General features: G+C 46.3%; 18 protein-coding genes and 1 other annotated feature. Of the genes, 10 read left to right on the top strand and 8 right to left on the bottom strand.

Features of this window, described 5'->3' with window-relative positions:
- Positions 1–70: 70 nt before the first annotated feature.
- Positions 71–1054: a metal-dependent hydrolase gene (locus GQF01_RS20925; protein ID WP_161408651.1), complete on the top strand. Its 984-nt coding sequence runs from the start codon at positions 71–73 to the stop codon at positions 1052–1054.
- Positions 1055–1182: 128 nt separating this feature from the next.
- On the opposite strand, the gene GQF01_RS20920 is transcribed toward GQF01_RS20925, so the two are convergent.
- Positions 1183–1410, bottom strand: a complete 228-nt coding sequence (locus GQF01_RS20920) for a small, acid-soluble spore protein, alpha/beta type (protein ID WP_161408650.1) — start codon at positions 1408–1410, stop codon at positions 1183–1185.
- Positions 1411–1563: 153 nt separating this feature from the next.
- On the opposite strand from GQF01_RS20920, the gene GQF01_RS20915 reads away from it, so the two are divergent.
- Positions 1564–1746, top strand: a complete 183-nt coding sequence (locus tag GQF01_RS20915) for a DUF5325 family protein (RefSeq protein ID WP_161408649.1) — start codon at positions 1564–1566, stop codon at positions 1744–1746.
- A 68-nt stretch (positions 1747–1814) separates the two neighbouring features.
- On the opposite strand, the gene trpS is transcribed toward GQF01_RS20915, so the two are convergent.
- Positions 1815–2798, bottom strand: a complete 984-nt coding sequence (trpS, locus tag GQF01_RS20910; protein ID WP_161408648.1) for a tryptophan--tRNA ligase — start codon at positions 2796–2798, stop codon at positions 1815–1817.
- 77 nt (positions 2799–2875) lie between these two features.
- Positions 2876–3151, bottom strand: a binding site (T-box leader).
- Between the two features lie 126 nt (positions 3152–3277).
- Between trpS and GQF01_RS20905 the strand changes: the two genes are divergently transcribed.
- Entirely contained in the window at positions 3278–4378 is a 1101-nt protein-coding gene (locus GQF01_RS20905) for a permease (protein ID WP_235960112.1), read from the top strand.
- 47 nt (positions 4379–4425) lie between these two features.
- Here the strand turns inward: GQF01_RS20905 and ilvD are convergent, their stop codons facing one another.
- The 3 genes from ilvD to GQF01_RS20890 form a co-directional block, all read right to left on the bottom strand.
- Entirely contained in the window at positions 4426–6111 is a 1686-nt protein-coding gene (gene ilvD, locus GQF01_RS20900; protein WP_161408647.1) for a dihydroxy-acid dehydratase, read from the bottom strand.
- 115 nt (positions 6112–6226) lie between these two features.
- A complete protein-coding gene (gene rnhA / locus GQF01_RS20895; protein ID WP_161408646.1) occupies positions 6227–6868 on the bottom strand; it encodes a ribonuclease H in 642 nt (213 codons plus the stop codon).
- 13 nt (positions 6869–6881) lie between these two features.
- Positions 6882–7367, bottom strand: a complete 486-nt coding sequence (locus GQF01_RS20890; protein ID WP_161408645.1) for a hypothetical protein — start codon at positions 7365–7367, stop codon at positions 6882–6884.
- 158 nt (positions 7368–7525) lie between these two features.
- Here GQF01_RS20890 and GQF01_RS20885 point away from each other — a divergent pair, with 158 nt between their 5' ends.
- The gene (locus GQF01_RS20885; RefSeq protein ID WP_127453012.1) at positions 7526–7762 is read left to right on the top strand and encodes an alpha/beta-type small acid-soluble spore protein; all 237 of its coding nucleotides are present in this window, start codon (positions 7526–7528) and stop codon (positions 7760–7762) included.
- A gap of 432 nt (positions 7763–8194) precedes the next feature.
- On the opposite strand, the gene GQF01_RS20880 is transcribed toward GQF01_RS20885, so the two are convergent.
- Positions 8195–9196 carry an ABC transporter substrate-binding protein gene (locus tag GQF01_RS20880; protein ID WP_161408644.1) on the bottom strand — a complete coding sequence of 334 codons (1002 nt, stop codon included), beginning with the start codon at positions 9194–9196 and terminating at the stop codon, positions 8195–8197.
- A gap of 181 nt (positions 9197–9377) precedes the next feature.
- On the opposite strand from GQF01_RS20880, the gene GQF01_RS20875 reads away from it, so the two are divergent.
- Both GQF01_RS20875 and GQF01_RS20870 read left to right on the top strand, forming a co-directional pair.
- The gene (locus GQF01_RS20875) at positions 9378–10412 is read left to right on the top strand and encodes a FecCD family ABC transporter permease (protein WP_202556576.1); all 1035 of its coding nucleotides are present in this window, start codon (positions 9378–9380) and stop codon (positions 10410–10412) included.
- On the top strand, positions 10409–11458 hold the full coding sequence (locus GQF01_RS20870; RefSeq protein WP_161408643.1) for a FecCD family ABC transporter permease: 1050 nt from the start codon (positions 10409–10411) through the stop codon (positions 11456–11458). Before GQF01_RS20875 ends, GQF01_RS20870 begins: the two co-directional genes overlap by 4 nt.
- A gap of 69 nt (positions 11459–11527) precedes the next feature.
- Here GQF01_RS20870 and GQF01_RS20865 read toward each other — a convergent pair whose 3' ends face one another.
- Positions 11528–11896: an O-methyltransferase gene (locus GQF01_RS20865; protein WP_328803499.1), complete on the bottom strand. Its 369-nt coding sequence runs from the start codon at positions 11894–11896 to the stop codon at positions 11528–11530.
- A gap of 286 nt (positions 11897–12182) precedes the next feature.
- Here GQF01_RS20865 and GQF01_RS20860 point away from each other — a divergent pair, with 286 nt between their 5' ends.
- Positions 12183–13433 carry a methyl-accepting chemotaxis protein gene (locus GQF01_RS20860; protein ID WP_328803535.1) on the top strand — a complete coding sequence of 417 codons (1251 nt, stop codon included), beginning with the start codon at positions 12183–12185 and terminating at the stop codon, positions 13431–13433.
- A 72-nt stretch (positions 13434–13505) separates the two neighbouring features.
- Here GQF01_RS20860 and GQF01_RS20855 read toward each other — a convergent pair whose 3' ends face one another.
- Positions 13506–15326 (bottom strand): M3 family oligoendopeptidase, encoded by a 1821-nt coding sequence (locus GQF01_RS20855; protein WP_161408640.1) that lies wholly within the window; start codon positions 15324–15326, stop codon positions 13506–13508.
- A 142-nt stretch (positions 15327–15468) separates the two neighbouring features.
- Here GQF01_RS20855 and GQF01_RS20850 point away from each other — a divergent pair, with 142 nt between their 5' ends.
- Genes GQF01_RS20850 through GQF01_RS20840 form a run of 3 tightly spaced genes read left to right on the top strand, consistent with a single transcriptional unit; the run spans position 15469 to position 17020 of the window.
- Positions 15469–15633, top strand: a complete 165-nt coding sequence (locus GQF01_RS20850) for a YycC family protein (RefSeq protein ID WP_145666680.1) — start codon at positions 15469–15471, stop codon at positions 15631–15633.
- Positions 15634–15639: 6 nt separating this feature from the next.
- Positions 15640–15882 (top strand): hypothetical protein, encoded by a 243-nt coding sequence (locus GQF01_RS20845; RefSeq protein ID WP_161408639.1) that lies wholly within the window; start codon positions 15640–15642, stop codon positions 15880–15882.
- Positions 15883–15913: 31 nt separating this feature from the next.
- Positions 15914–17020, top strand: a complete 1107-nt coding sequence (locus tag GQF01_RS20840) for a GGDEF domain-containing protein (protein ID WP_161408638.1) — start codon at positions 15914–15916, stop codon at positions 17018–17020.
- Positions 17021–17071: the final 51 nt, after the last annotated feature.

The raw sequence follows: 17071 nt of genomic DNA, 5'->3' as shown, positions 1-17071 counted from the left end.
GATTTATTTTTTGCTCCAAAATGGTAAACTAATAAGAAGACGGAAATTGACCTTAGGAGGAGAAACCCACTTGGACACAGGAACACATCTTGTTATTGGCTTAGGGTTAGCAGGATTGTCGCAGATTGATCCCAGCGTTTCTGCGGATTCAGCCGCTACGACTGCTGTCTTCATCGGAACCGTTATCGGTTCACAGATTCCGGATGTGGACGGGCTGCTTCGTTTCAAGAATAATGCCACGTATATCCGTAATCATCGCGGTCGCTCCCACTCTTTGCCTGCTTTACTGCTTTGGACACTACTCATCACTGGAGCCCTTGCTCTATTCTTTCATGGAATCCCTCTGCTGCATCTAGGAATGTGGGTAGGGATCGCGGTTTGTTTTCACGTTTTCAGCGATTGTTTCAACACATATGGTACACAAGCCATTCGGCCTTTTTCTGAAAAGTGGATATCGTGGAACATTATTCACATCTTTGATCCCTTTATCTTTTCGAGCCACATTGCTGCCATCTTCATGTGGTCCTTCCACGTGGCAAGTCCAAAGCTTGTTTTTCCAACATTATATGGCGTTATCGCCCTTTACTACATTTGGCGCACGCTTGACCATTACATTGTAGAAAAAGGTCTTTACCGCAAAGATCCGACTTTCCAGCATGGCGATCAATACACACTTATTGTAACATTCAACCTCTATGTCTGGAATGTCGTAAAAAGAAGAGCAGACGGCACCTTCCAACTGGGCGAGCTTAAGAATTCCAAGCTGAAATGGTTAGATACCGTGAGGTGTGAGGATCACCCAGCCGTCGAAGCTTCCAAAAAGCATGAAGACATTCAAGCTTTGCTGTACTTCTCATCATTCACCTGCGCGGAAGTGAAAGAGCATCGCTGGGGTTACGAAGTGAGATGGGCGGATGTGCGCTATCGCCACCGTAAACAGTACCCATTCGTAGGTGTCATCCATATGGACCACAATTTCAAAACACTCGATTCTTACGTAGGCTGGGTCAACGACACCAGACTAGAAAAGAAACTTCGAGTAGATCTTTACTAAGAAAAAGACGCGTATAATTGCGCGTCTTTTTTTATTGGGGCTTTACAAAAAAAAGCCCAGAGGTTTTTTAGGCCCCTGAGCTTTTATATTACAACAATCGGGAAAAACTAATAACGGGTTATCGCTTATTAGCTGCGGAAACCAGATTGACCAGCCAACGATTGCTCAGCGATTTGCACTAGACGACGAGTGATGCTACCCCCGATTGAACCTGTATCACGGGATGTCATGTAGCCATAGTAACCATCTTGAGGAATTTGGATGCCCAGTTCTTGAGCTACCTCATATTTCAATTGATTTAGAGCTGCTGTAGCTTGTGGAACTGCCAAAGTGTTGCTGTTACGAGATTGTGCCATAAGGATCAGACTCCTTTCAGTCAGCTATGATCTTTGATGTATTTGCAAGCTTGCAAACATAGTATGTGGAGGAAATGAATTTATATGCACAGCGATCAAAAAAGTTTAAAATAAGAATACACCGTTCAAACTTCTAGAAAGTAGGTCACGTTCATGAGTAAACCGCTCGCGCTTTTATTCGCTTTAGTCGGCACGCTTCTGCTTGCCACCATCTCCTTATTTATCGCACTCCGTCAGCCTTGGATGGTTCTCGTCTGTACGATCATCGCGTTAGGCTTTATCGGTTATGGCTTTGCTGTTAAGGCGAAGATTCGCAAGAAAAATTCCCGGCCGTAACCACGACGGTTGCCCACAAAAAAAGAGCTCAACAGCCATAACGCTGTTTGAGCTCTTTTCGCTTTCTTTTAGATGACCACGAAGCCCATCCGTTTCTTCACTTCAAGCAAGGTTTCGTTAGCGACCTCAGCAGCCTCTTGCGCACCTTTTTTCAAAATATCAAAAATTTCTCCGGATTTGCGAATTTCGTGATAGCGTTGTTGAATCGGCTCAAGAACAGCCACGATCTGCTCGGCCAGATCCTTTTTGAACGGTCCGTAACCTTGGCCATCGTATTTGGCTTCAATCTCGACTACACTCATTTCTGCAAAATGCGAGTAGATCGAAATCAGGTTACTAACCTCTGGTTTGTTCTGTGGATCATACTTCACTTCACGACCAGAATCGGTCACAGCACGGCTAAGCTTCTTACGGATAACAGACGGCTCATCCAGCATAGCGATGTAACTGCCTGCGTTCGGACTGCTTTTGCTCATCTTCTTGGAAGCATCGTCTAGTGACATGATTCTTGCCCCAATCTCAGGCATATAAGGCTGCGGCATCACGAACATATCACCAAAACGATTGTTAAAACGGTTAGCAAGATCGCGAGTAAGCTCCAAATGCTGCTTCTGGTCGTCCCCAACCGGGATCAAATCTGCATTGTACAAGAGAATATCTGCGGCCATGAGGGATGGATACGTAAAGAGACCTGCCCCAACGGATTCCTTGCCTTCCGATTTATCTTTGAACTGCGTCATGCGCTCAAGCTCGCCCATGTGCGTCAGTGTCGTCATAATCCAGCCAAGCTCCGCGTGTGCGTGAACATGGGATTGCAGGAAGATGGACGCCTTATTCGGATCTAATCCAGCCGCAATATAAAGCGCAGCGATCGACTCCGTTTGTTCTTTAAGCGCAGCAGGATCCTGCGGAACCGTGATTGCATGCATATCCACCACCATAAAATAGCAACGGTGCAGATGCTGCAGCTTCACATAGTTGCGAAGAGCACCAATATAATTACCAATTGTCAGCTGACCGCTTGACTGCATGCCTGATAGTACTCGTTTCATTGTGAAAATCCCTCCAAAATTCAATAGTAAATTAGCTTTTGAATCGTAAAAAAAAGACAACAAAAAGGCCTCTCCCCGCAAGGGACGAGAGACCGTGGTACCACCCTAATTTGTCCATGTATGAGCATATCATTGCCGCATAGAAAGACCTTCAGGCTCTTGTAACGGAGAGCAGCCGTTTGGCATACTTGTCAGATGCGGATGTTCTTCCGGCCTAGGTTCCGGCAACCTCATACTGTGTTCAGCCTCAAGCTCAAGGATCCATTCGGTTTGCTCGTTTCACCGGTTCGCACCAACCACCGGCTCTCTGAGAAACGGGAAACAAACGTACTTGTTCCTGTCATCGCTTATTGATTTTATATAATTATACACCTTGACTTTCCATTGTCAACCAAGGTCTTTGTCCTATCTTTCCCTGCATGGACATAGGATAGATAACATACGATCCTATCATCAATGGACAAAGGGGTGTCAATGCATTGTCATCAACATTATACCGGTGGAGCCTTCCCGTCTCCACGGTCATTTGCGCATGTCTCCTCATCCTCATATTAACGACGAGAGAGCTTCCGCCAATGGGGATGATCCTGAATGATAGCAAGCGTGTGTTTGCTGCTTCTATGGACATTTTCCTCGACGCCCTGCCCTTTATGTTCATGGGCGTCCTGCTCTCCACCGTCGTCGAAAACTTCATCCCGGAAACTTTCATCCGGCGTATGACACCCAAGCATCCGCTTGGCGGCATCCTGTTCGCCTGCGTGCTGGGTATCATGTTCCCACTTTGCGAGTGCGGCATGATCCCTTTCGTTCGCCGGCTTATGCGCAAAGGCATGCCCGTCTACATTGCCGTTATTTTCATACTCGTCGGGCCGATTCTGAATCCGATCGTGTTCGCGTCTACCTTCATGGCTTTCCGCAGCGAACCGGAAATGGCTTATTCGCGCATGGGCCTCACCTTCGGTGTCGCGCTGATTGTCGGTCTCCTGTTGACACGCTTTCTGAAAAGCAGCCCGCTGCGCCATGCCATGAGCGGCGGGCATAGTGCTGAGCATATCCACACACATGAGCCCCAGCATCAGCATGACCATGACCATAAGCATCATCACCATGATCACACGCACGACCATGCTCATAAGCACGATCATAACCACGGCCATGGCCACTCTCACGGTGACAGCCGGTTAGCAATCATGTTCAGTCACGGTACTTCCGAGCTGTTTGAAATGAGCAAATACTTAATGCTCGGTGCCTTCCTGACCGCATTAATCCAAACCTTTGTCGCGCAAGACAGTTTATCTGCCATCGGTCAAGGGACATTCATCTCGCATGTGTTTATGATGGGCTTTGCTTACTTACTCTCGTTATGCTCCACAACGGATGCCTTCGTAGCCGCTTCTTTCGCTAAGACGTTCTCCCCAGGTTCCCTGCTGGCGTTCCTCGTCTTCGGCCCAATGATCGATGTCAAAAGCACACTCATGCTGTTATCCATTTTCAAAGCCCGTTTCGTACTTACGCTTTCCGTTGTTGTCGCAGTAACGGTTTTGACTGGCTCTTTGCTATTTATGCACTTCTTCTTATAAAAGCACATAAAAAAGGCCAGAGCTATTAGCCCTGGCCTTTTATTATTTTACCATTTCAAAATAGCTCCGGCACTCGCATTCGTTACCATTTTCGTGTAACGCGCCAAATATCCGGTTTGGATTTTCGGTTGGAACTCTGTCCAGCTTTCGCGGCGCTTCGCTAACTCTTCGTCGCTGACTTGCAAATTGATTTTGCGGCCATCCATATCGACATCGATAATGTCGCCGTCATGTACGAAAGCAAGTGGTCCGCCTTCAGCAGCCTCTGGAGACATATGGCCGATGGAGATACCGCGGGATGCGCCTGAGAAACGTCCGTCTGTAATCAAGGCAACTTTCGCGCCTAGACCCATACCTACGATTTGGGAAGTAGGTGCCAACATTTCCGGCATACCAGGTCCGCCTTTTGGCCCTTCATAACGGATTACAACAACGTGGCCTTCTTTAACTTTGCCATTAGCAATGCCATAGAGAGCCTCATCTTGAGAGTCAAAGCAGATCGCAGGACCTACGTGACGCCCGCCAACGGATTTATCTACCGCTCCGACTTTAACGATACTGCCTTCAGGTGCAAGGTTACCGAACAGAACAGCTAGTCCGCCTCTTTCGCTATGCGGGTTGCTTAACGGACGAATGACGTCTGTATTCTGGATTTCACAACCAGCTACGTTTTCACGGATTGTTTGCGCAGTAACGGAAAGACGATCGCCATCGAAAGCACCCGGCTTTTTCAAAAGCTCGTTGATAACTGCGCTAACACCGCCAGCTAAATGCACATCTTCAATGTGATAATCAGAAGCTGGAGCGATTTTCGCAAGGTGAGGTACGCGCTCTGCCACTTCATTAATACGAGCAATCGGGTAATCGATGCCTGCTTCAGCAGCGATAGCCAATGTGTGAAGAACCGTATTCGTGGAACCGCCCATCGCCATATCAAGTGCAAACGCGTTGTCAATCGCTTCGATTGTTACGATATCACGCGGTTTAATGTCTTTTTCGATCAATGTCATCAGCTGTTTCGCACAGTCTTTCACGAATTGCTTACGCTCTTCAGCAACAGCCAAGATTGTACCGTTACCTGGCATAGCAAGGCCTAGACCTTCTGCCAAACAGTTCATGGAGTTCGCTGTGAACATACCGGAACAAGATCCGCAAGTCGGACAACCGTATTGCTCAAGCTCTTCTAGACCTGCTTCATCCAATTTACCTGCTTGGAAAGCACCTACGCCCTCAAAAACGGAGGACAAGGAAATGGATTTACCATTTTTATCTTTACCAGCTTTCATTGGGCCACCACTGACTAACATCGTAGGGATGTTAACGCGAAGCGCACCCATGATCATGCCCGGCGTAATTTTATCACAGTTAGGAATACAGATAAGACCGTCGAACCAGTGCGCGTTTACGACTGTTTCCAAGGAATCCGCAATAATTTCACGGCTTGGCAAGGAATAACGCATACCGATATGTCCCATAGCAATACCATCGTCAACACCGATCGTGTTGAACTCGAAAGGAACGCCGCCTGCTTCACGGATCGCTTCTTTCACGAGCTTACCGAATTCTTGCAAATGCACATGCCCAGGAATAATGTCTATATAAGAGTTACAAACCGCAATAAACGGCTTGCCGAAATCTTCTTCTTTAACGCCGGCTGCGCGCAACAAACTACGGTGCGGAGCGCGGTCGAATCCTTTTTTAATCATGTCGCTACGCTGTTTTGGATGAGCCATTCTATATTCCTCCTAGATTACAATTCTTTTATAAAAATAATGAATCTATCATATCACACTTTTCGTCAAATTTCTCCCTTTAGTGTACTGACGCGTCAATGTAAAAGCAATAGGATTATTTTCTGCCAAAATCAGCCTTAATTTCTCCCCACTTTTTCGTGTCCCATTTCACGATCTTATTCGGATAACTATTGGTCCGGAGCCACTTCAGCGCGCGGTCAACCAGCGTCCAAATTTCTTCCGTCGAAGCATCGCGAACCAAATTGGTCGAAACTTCCTTTTTGCGAATCCAACTTAATGCTGTAACGGAATCCGTATATATCGTTTTGCTGCTGCCCTGCTTTTGCAAATACGCTAATCCGTGCACGATCGCTAGAAACTCGCCTAGATTATTCGTACCCTTGGAAATTGGTCCTTGGTAAAAAAGGATCTCCCCCGTCCGCGTATCGACCCCTTTGTACTCCACAATGCCTGGATTACCGGAGCATCCCACATCCACAGAGAGGCTATCATAGTCGACTTCTGGAGCTGTCTCAGGGGTAGCCGATTTACTGCCAGAGGCAGATGCCGGTTTCCCTCCAAAATTCAGAGATTTCTGCCAGCCTTTTTCCAAAGCTTGACGCGCTTCCGCCTCGGATTCGTATGATTTGAATCTCGCTTGTGGAAATCCTTTTGTCTGCGCCTGACAGTCCGCCCACGATCGGTAGATCCCTGGCTTGTGCCCCACCCAAACGACATAATACTTCACTGCTGCCATCCTATTCACTCCGTCATTGTTGATGTAATTGATGCACCAGACCTTCAACTACCTTAACCGTATCGGCAAAATAGGGCTTATAATCCAACCCTTTGATAAATGCCAAATAGGTTTCCCCGATCTCCAGGACCTCTTTCCTGTAGTGAGCGGCTGGTATATGGTGGGTCTCAAGCTCGCGGTACGTGCCGTTTGTCCGCTCCTCAACCGAGATAAGCTGTATTTGTTCTTGCGGCAAATGATGCACAACAAATGAGAACCCTCTACATTCCGGGTCTCCACAGCCACAAACAAAGAAAGGCATCTGCTCCCATTGATCCGGCGGTGCAAATCGATTCGGCTCCGTGTCCTTCAGCGCACTGTACAGCAGCGCAGGGAGTCCCACATCGACGCATAGCGGTTCTTCGATAATAACGCTATCGTCCACCGCCATGCGGACATCCGCCTGTATGATTTGTAAGTCCTTATCAAGGGACCAGCCCTTTACAGATAGTTCAAACATAATTTTCGCCTCCGCTCTCCCATTGCTTTTCTTATTATAACAAAGACTGTCCAATTCTGCTTTTCAGCTTTCCAAATCACTTCCGAAAATTTCCAGTAAAATGTATGAGTATATTTTAGAAAAGAGATTATACTACCTATTACTGGAGGTGATATCAGATGGCAGGACAATCTCGCAGCAGCAACTCTTTAGTTGTTCCACAAGCTACAGCAGCTTTGGATCAAATGAAATACGAAGTTGCTCAAGAACTAGGTATCCAGATTCCTCAAGACGGTTACTATGGCTACATGACGTCCCGTGATACAGGCTCCATTGGGGGCAGCATCACTCGTCGCCTTGTTCAAATTGCTGAACAACAGCTAGCAGGCGGCAGCGCTAACAGATTTAGCAGATAACATCTCTTCCATACTTAAGCAAGTGAGGGCTTTCCTTCAAGTAGCTACGCTACGGAAGGGAGCCCTCCTTTTTGTGTGACTGACTATCTGCCTTACTTTCCCCCGCATCCGCAACTTTTAACTGGAAAATTTCCAGCTAATTTGTACATTGCAATCGGTTTAGCATCATTAGCTGGAAAAACTCCCGTTATATTCTTAGCCTTTGCATAATCATGAAGATTATCAGCTCAAATAACTGGATTTTTTCCAGTTATTCACCCCAGCTAAGCCCATATCACCATGAATTACAGGAGATATTCCAGTTATTCGATTTCGATTCCGCCAACAACAACAAATAAATAAAAGGGCAAGCTCAGCTTCCCCCAAACCCCAGATCATATAAGCACTCATGGGTCGAAAAAGGACTGCTCACAAGAAGCAGTCCCACATTTATTAAGGTTTTACATCATAAATTTTGTAAAGGTCATCGATCATGAGATTAGCCGCTTTCACACCGCCAGCTGTATTCCATGTCGCATCATTAACTTTAACTAATTTATTGTCTTTCACAACTTTAAGGTTTTTCCAAAGCGGATCATTCATCCATTCCTGCTCTTGCTTCGTTCCTTTACCATCGCCAAGCTCATATGTAAAGTAGAACACGCGGTCTGCAGCATCCAATTCAGTCAAACGCTCTTTGGTAATATCTTCAAATGCTTTTTCATCGCTTTTTGGATCCGAACGCGGGAAACCGATTTGTTTGAAAATAACACCAGTGAACATATTTCCATAGTAGTAACGCGTTTTACCGCCCATGAAGCGGACAACAGCAATTTTCTCTTTCAGCTTATCGCCGGCTTTAGCTTTGAAATCGTCAATGCGTTTATCGAAGTCAGCAATAATCTTGTCGCCTTCTGCTTTCTTGTTAAGCGCATCCGCATATAGCGAGAAGTTGCTTTTCCACTCACCGCGCAATGTCTCCGAATAAACCGTTGGAGCAATCGCTTTAAGCTGGTCGTACACTTTCTCATGACGCATTTTGTTACCAATGATTAGATCTGGTTTCAAGGAAGCGATTAACTCCAGGTTTGGCTGTGATTCTCCACCAACTGTTGTTACACCTTGCATATCTGCTTTGATATGGTCAAACCATGGATTCCCGTAGTAGGATTCAACGGCACCAACTGGCTTAATTCCAAGAGCTAAAAGGGCTTCTGTTCCCTCATTCGTCAAAATAACAACACGTTTCGGCTGAGCAGGTACAGCGGTTTCCCCCATCGCATGTTTAATCGTACGCGGAGCATCGGATTTCACAGCCGCTTGCGGGGCTGCTGATGTTGTTGCGGATGGCTGCGTGCTAGGCTTTTCTCCACAAGCAGCTAAAACAATAGATACTACAAACATAATGGCAACAAGAGCCCATGCTCTTCTTAGTTGTACTCTTTTTCCAAACATCTTACTTTGTTCCCTCCACACTTTCAATTGATGATAACGATTATCATTATCTAACGTATATGGTACTCGCTTGTGCGAATTCTGTCAATCGAAATTGATAATGATTCTCAAAATCGTTGACTTCCCTTGCCTTTCTCTTTAAAATAAACGGAGCATCTAATAAGGAAGCAGGCACTTATCTATGAATTATTCAAAGAATTATTCAAACAACGAACGTCTATATCCCTTATACAAAGGTATTGGACTGTTAGCGGCACTCATCGTGCTTGCCGGGATGATGGTTTGCAGCGTCAGATTCGGCCTACATAGCTATACCTGGACACAAGTCCTGCAATCATTTGACCACTTAATTAAGCCTACGAACGAAGCGATTATCATTCAAACCGTTCGAATACCAAGAGCGTTAATCGCCGCACTTGTAGGCGGAAGCCTAGCTGTCGCGGGAGCGCTTATGCAAGCCATGACACGAAATCCACTCGCATCGCCAAGTATTTTTGGCATTAACTCAGGCGCAGCCTTTGCCATCGTGTTATCTGTTGGATTTTTCAATGTATCAAGTCTGACACAGTTCACATGGATCGCTTTTCTTGGCGCTGCTGTGAGCTCAGCCCTCGTCTATGGACTTGGCTCCTTAGGCAGAGACGGCTTAACGCCCATGAAAATTACACTAGCGGGCTCAGCAATGACAGCCTTCTTTTCTTCGCTTACCCAAGGCATTTTGCTAGGAAATGGTAAAGCGTTTGACCAAGTCCTCTATTGGCTTGTTGGATCCGTCGAAGGCAGAACCATGGCCATGCTCCAATCGGTCTATCCCTATATTTTAATTGCATGGGTTGGCGCGTTTTTGCTTGCTCCGCACATCAACATCCTGTCTATGGGAGATGATGTAGCTAAAGGGCTCGGACAACGCACGATTTACGTGAAATTCATTACCGCAGTTGTTATCGTCGTATTGGCTGGAGGCTCTGTCGCTGTCGCTGGTCCGATTGTTTTTGTCGGAATCATCATCCCTCATATCGTCCGATTCCTCGTTGGCATCGATTATCGCTGGGTCATACCCTACAGCGCGATTCTAGGGGGCATTTTGCTCGTTGGAGCAGACGTCATGGCCCGTTTCATCGTTATGCCCAAGGAAGTTCATGTTGGCGTAACGACAGCCATTCTCGGAGTTCCCTTCTTCATTTACATCGCTCGCAAAGGGGGACTGCTGAAATGAATGATTCCAATCGACACGTTACGATTCGAAACAAGAGTTTTTCCTATAGAGTCAGTAAGAAATCTGTCCTTGTAACCCTGACATTGCTCTTAGCCGTCATTATTGTCATGATTCTAAGTACAGGAATCGGCAGCATTTATATCAAGCCAGTGGAGGTTGTACGTGCCGTTTTTGGCTACGGGACGGATCCCAGCAACATGATTGTCAGATCACTGCGTCTGCCTAGGGTGATTGTCGCTGTATTGATCGGAGCCTCTCTTGGCGTTGCCGGTGCCATCCTGCAAGGGATTGTTCGCAACCCGCTAACGTCACCGGATACGATTGGCTCAACAGGTGGCGCTACACTTGGTGCGGTTTCCTTTTTCTTCTTTTTCGCGGATAAAATCAGCATTCACTGGCTGCCTGTTGCCGCCATTCTCGGCGCATTCATCGCCACTTTGCTGGTCTACTCCCTTTCATGGAAAAATGGGATTACGCCGCTCCGCCTTGTCCTTATCGGTACAGGATTCACAGCCGCGATGAGCGCGCTCTCCTATCTAATGATGATCTCTGGACCTATTATTCTTGCAAATCAGTCGCTTACCTTCATGACAGGGAGCATCTATGGTGTCTCTTGGCAAAAAGCGGTCTACCCGCTTCTTCCTTGGGTATGTCTGCTGATCCCGATCATCTTCCTGTATGCGCGTCACATTACGGTACAGTCCTTAGGTGAAGACATCGCCCGCAATGTGGGCAGCAGCGTGCAACGCCAGCGTTTTCTGCTCATCATCTTGAGCGTAGCGCTGTCAGGAGCCGCCGTCGCATTCGGAGGAGCCATTAATTTCATTGGTCTTATGGCTCCACATATCGCCCGCAAATTTGTTGGACCCAGCTTCGGTTCGCTGATTCCCGTTTCTGCACTAACTGGTTCCTTACTCCTACTTCTTGCTGATCTAGCAGGACGGTTCGTATTCAAACCACTCGATATACCAGCAGGTGTTTTCACAGCGGCTATCGGAGCTCCATTGTTCATCTACGTTTTGTATCGCAGCAGAAATCGCGCTTAATTTTCTGAATAAACAAACACCCCCGGTCATCAACGTGGCCGGGGGTGTTTATTTTATATAAGATAAGTGCTAAATCGTTTTGGCTAAACTAGCCATATTATAATTGCTTTCGAACGTGATGCTTGCCGACAGTATGCCATGTCTAACCGTAAAATCAAAGTATATTTCGCCATGTGTCCAACTCTTCTTCCGTTTCAACGACTGGAGCCCCATCTGACGAAAAGATTGATACTGAATCTCTGTGAGTCCCTTGACCGTAGCCTCCGGGAGCACGCCGTCCTTACTCTCAAACGGTAGATGCTTTACTCCGAATTTCCCTATTTCATTATTCCTGATATGCACAAACACCGTTCCTGAACTTACATGGGATAGCTCATCTTTAATCCTTCTAAATACCAAATCGATTTGCCTTGCAAGTGACATTTGATCTAAACTCATCATCTTCCCCCTTAAGTTTTAAAATTTTACTTATTATGTAAATTACGACTGTAGACCTATTATATCCATATATTTTACAAATTTCAACAATTTATTTAAATATTCATGCAATTTTTACTATTCTTAATACTGCCTTTATATACAACCTAAGTATGAATCGAATGCGAGCGATATTTGTCGAATTTGTGTAGAATCTTTCCAGATTCAATGTTATAATTTTCAAACATAGTCCATTATTCCTGCATACATAACAAATTTCGCAAGGGAGTCGGTCAATTTGGATAAAATGTCAACCTTATCTTTTAGAAAGAAATTACAGTTGGGCTGCTATGGGTTAATCGGTTTAAACTGTGTATTTCTGCTAGTCCTAACATTTTCATCAGAATGGAACCGCTTACTAGGAATTATCTTTCTCGTTCTTCTTCTCGCTTTAAGCTATCCATTCATTAAGTGGTTTGAAGCCCAATTGACAGAGCCTGTGGCCGATCTATCCCGCATTGCACTCAATATTTCCAAAGGCGACTTCTCTCAGAAAGTAACGGTAACTTCCGATGATACACTGGGTCAACTTGGCCAATCCTTCAACAAGATGATCGATAAACTTCGTGATATTCTTCGCGATACAGGCACGATCTCTAAACAAGTTTTCCAAACAAGCCGTGATATTTATTCCAAAAATGAAAACTTTCGCACCGTCCTGGAACAAGTGAGCATTTCGGCCCATGAGCTAGCTTCCGGCGCTGGACAAATTTCAGAAGAAGTATCCGGTGTATCTATCACGACCAAAGACATAGAAGTGAAGATTGTTAATTATGCAGGCTCTGCCAAAGAAATGAAAGATCGCTCTGATCAGATGATGACTCTAGTGGAAAAAGGACGTACTTCCGTTGAGAGCCAGGGCGTGGGCATGAAGCGAAATGTGGAAGTCACTCAGCAGGTTTCCGAAACCATTGACATGTTGGCTCGTCAAGCTGCTGGCATCACCAACGTAACCCGCTCCATCTCGGAGATTGCCGAGCAAACGAATCTGCTGTCCCTCAACGCATCCATTGAAGCAGCCAGAGCTGGCGAGCATGGACGGGGATTTGCCGTCGTCGCGCAAGAGGTGCGCAAGCTTGCTGAGGAATCTACTTCGCTTACCCGTGAAGTATTTGGTTTTGTGAAAAGCATCGAACAGGGAATCCAAGAAGCGATTCGTAGCATTCAAGTCAACGAAGATGTTGTCAAAAAGCAAACCGTGCTTATCGATCAAACAGAAACAGTCTTCTCCCAGATTGTCGATAGTGTTGGTTTTATCTCGGAAGAAATTAACCGCTTCGCAGAAGAAAGCGAGCAGATGCTTGTCAGCTCCGAGCAGATTGCTGCTGCCATGGAGAACATCTCGGCAATCACAGAAGAATCTGCTGCAGGCACGCAAGAAGTTTCGGCATCCATGAACGAACAGATCGCTACTGTCCAAGGCATCGTCTCACAAGCTGAGGAAATGACCCGCGTCGTCACACAGTTGCAGCAGACAATTCAAGTGTTCAAACTATAAGCCTAACCTTATAATCACAAAAGGGATGTCCCAGCGTAGATATGATCTACTTCCAGGACATCCCTTTTCTTATTAAACCTGAACTTTCGCTTCTGTCAGCCTCATGAATTCCTTCACATCTTGAATGGCCATGTCCACAGCGCTTTGCCAGAAGTCAGGCTCTGTCAAATCAACGCCAAGATGCTTCTGCGCCAGCTCCTCGACGTTCATGCTGCCCGTATCTCTCAGCAGAGAGATGTACTTATCTTCGAAAGCCGTACCTTCTTGCACAGCTCTCGCATAGATACCAGCACTAAACATATAGCCAAATGTGTATGGGAAGTTGTAGAAAGGCACATCCGTTGCATAGAAATGCAATTTTGCCGCCCAGAAATGCGGATGGTAGCTGCTTAACGCATCCTGGTAAGCAACCTTTTGTGCATCCACCATAAGCTCATTCAGACGCTCCACGCTGACAAGTCCTTGACTTCGTTCTGCATAGAAGTTCGTTTCAAAAATGAATCTCGCATGAATATTCATGAAGAACGCAATGGCCCGTTGGATTTTGTCTTCAAGCAACACGATGCGCTCTTCGTCCGTGGAAGCACTCTTCACCACAGCGTCAGCAACGATCATCTCAGCGAACGTTGACGCGGTCTCCGCGACGTTCATGGCGTACTCCTGAGCGAGCGCCGGCATATCCGTCATGACGTGCTGATGGTAGCCGTGACCAAGTTCATGTGCGAGCGTAGAGACGTTGTTCAGCGTGCCGCCGTACGTCATGAAGATACGTGTCTCTCCTGCTACTGGGAACGATGTGCAGAACCCGCCTGGGCGCTTCCCGGCGCGGTCCTCAGCTTCAATCCAGCGATTCTCGAAGGCTTGCTCCGAAAAGGCTGCGAGCTTCGGACTAAAGCGCTCGAACTGTTCGATAATGAGGCTTGCGCCTTCATCGTAAGAAATTTTCTTGGAGGAGTCGCCAAGCGGTGCATCAACATCCACCCACGCTAATTTCTCGACGCCAAGCAGCTTCGCTTTTCGGTTCAAATATTCGACGAAGATTGCTTTATTGCGGTCAATGACATCCCACATGACATTCAGCGTTTTCTCTTCCATGCGATTAATCGCGAGCGGCTCTTTATGTATACTTTTCCAGCCTCTATATTTGTACACTTGAAGGCGGAATCCGGCCAAATGGTTCAGTGCTTCTGCGCAGTAATCTTCCTTGTCCGTCCAGGCATTTTCCCATTTCTCAAACAGTGCAAGTCGTTCTTCACGATTCTCTGTGTGCAGCTTATTAAACGCTTGGCCAGCCGAAAGTTCAACCGTCTCACCGTCAACCTCTACAGGCATACGGAATTGACCTACGGTAGAATTATACAAGTCGCCCCACCCATGATAACCGTCTACGGCCAAATCATTGATTAATGCTTCTTGTTCAGGCGACAGCTTTTCTTGTGCCAAAGCACGACGTTCATGAAGTGGAAATGCGATAGCTTGGAACGGCTCTTTCAACAGAATTTCTGACCAAACCCCATCCGGAATACCAGTCAGTACTTGATCAAAATGCGTGAGTGACGACAGATGCTCAGCGTACAAGCTTTTGACCTGTCCATTCAATACAGGTGCTTTCTTATCCTTCTGATTATCGGCGAGCAGACAGCCTACAAAAGAATCAGCCTCATGAATATTTTTCAAATTATTCTGGAGCAACTCGACTAGCTTAGCAAGGCCATCCGTATCCGCTGCTTGCTGTGGGGATGGTGTGTTCCTCACCTGCTCTTGGAAAGCCGCAATCGAAGCTTGAAGCTCCTTCAGATGTGCTGCGAAGGCAGGAGACTCACTTCCACCAGGGAAAAAAGTTTCTAAATTCCACGTTTGATTAAGAGGTAAATGAAGCAAAGCTATCACCATTCCTTTCCTTCTTTTATTAAATCATAAAGGGGATATCAGGAGCAATCTTCGTAATCTTACTCATTGCTTATAGGTAAGAAGTATGATTCAATAAAATAAAGTTCCAGCAAACAAATCGGAACAGAATGGTGTGATAACGATTATGAAACCGTTGCAAATTTCTCCAGAAACAGCCGTCAAACTGGCTGAGCAGCTTAAAGTACCTTTGGAACATCTCATGCATATGCCACAACATATCTTACTTCAAAAATTAGCTGAGCTCGCGAAAACTTCCACTTCGGAAACAAGCGAACCGGAATCGAAGTAACCCGTGTTGTTTCCTTTTGCTAACACATGGCCTTATGACATTGTAATGAAGGACGTTTATGTGGCCGAATGTCCGTTTTGCCATAGCTCCAATGTGCTGCTTCCGCTGAAAGTCAACGAACTGAAATCCATTCATGAAGGCAAAAAGAAGCTGCTTGTGTTTCCTTGCTGTCATAACAAGCTGACGCTCGTTGACACAGACCGCGATTACTTATTGGCGGACACCGCTATACGAACGAAACAATCGTAGCTTTCAAGCGCAAGGAGAAGAAAGAGTTCCTATGAATGAGTATCTCGTTCCTTTGACAAGTGCATGCACATTAGTCACGTTGAATTATGTGGCTATGAAAGTTCGCAGCAAGATGCTGACCGATTCCTTCGAGCAGCTTCTTGCGCCTTTACTCACCGGTCTTGCTTGTATCATCATGATGCTCGTACCCCTGCCTGAGCCGCTCGGTTTAATTGATTTACGCTCCTTGCCCATCTTCATGGCCGGCTTGCGTTACGGAATGCCGATTGCCCTTCTGTCAACCGTCTTACCGACGGGCTTCAGCCTCATTTCTCATGAGAACCATGCTTGGTTCAACATCGCACAAGATTTACTCGCCCCTGCGCTTATAAGCTCCCTGTTTCACAACAAAGAATACCGCAATGGCTTCTTGGACATTCCTATTCGTCATGGGCTCCAAATATGCACTTATGTCTTTCTCTTACGCCTCTTGATTCACGCGCTCTTCGTAAGTGGATTGTCCTCGCATTATGTCGGTGATCAGCTTTTTATGCTGGCCATCATGTCTGGCACTTTCATCACGCTCATCATTATGGTGAATGACGAGAGTCAAAGTTGGCGCTTACAACGCCAGATGGAGCTGCAAGCCAATCAAGACAGCTTAACCAAACTACCGAATCTTCGCAGTTTTAAGCCCATTGCAAACCATGCGCTCGCTAAACGTCAAATGTCTATCATGATGATCGATCTGGATAACTTCAAGCAATATAATGATCTCTTCGGACATCTCGCAGGTGATCAGTTGCTAAGAGATATTAGTCATGTGCTTCGGCAGCATATCCATGAAAAGGATTACCTGGCAAGGTACGGCGGGGAAGAATTCATTCTTCTCAGTTCCGAGACAGACCCGACTTTACTTAGCTTATACGCCCAGCGTTTATGTTTCATGACTGCCCAATCCTTCCAATCCAACAGCGAATCTGTCCTAACACCAATTACCATCTCTATTGGTATTACTACCGCGGAATTACCCCAGGCTGAATTGACCCAAATGATCTTTGAAGCAGACCAAGCCCTCTACGAATCCAAACGCCAAGGAAAAAACCGTTTCACCCACTACAAGAAACTCCCAGTGCTTGACCAAAAAATGAACGCTTAACTAGGCCAGGGATCGCCCGCAAGCAATCACCCCAACAGATAGTCAAGCGTT

The sequence above is a fragment of the Paenibacillus silvestris genome (assembly GCF_009882985.1).
Classification (GTDB): domain Bacteria; phylum Bacillota; class Bacilli; order Paenibacillales; family NBRC-103111; genus Paenibacillus_E; species Paenibacillus_E silvestris.
The sequence above is the reverse complement of the archived record's forward strand: the minus strand, read 5'-3'. Positions and strand labels throughout refer to the sequence as shown.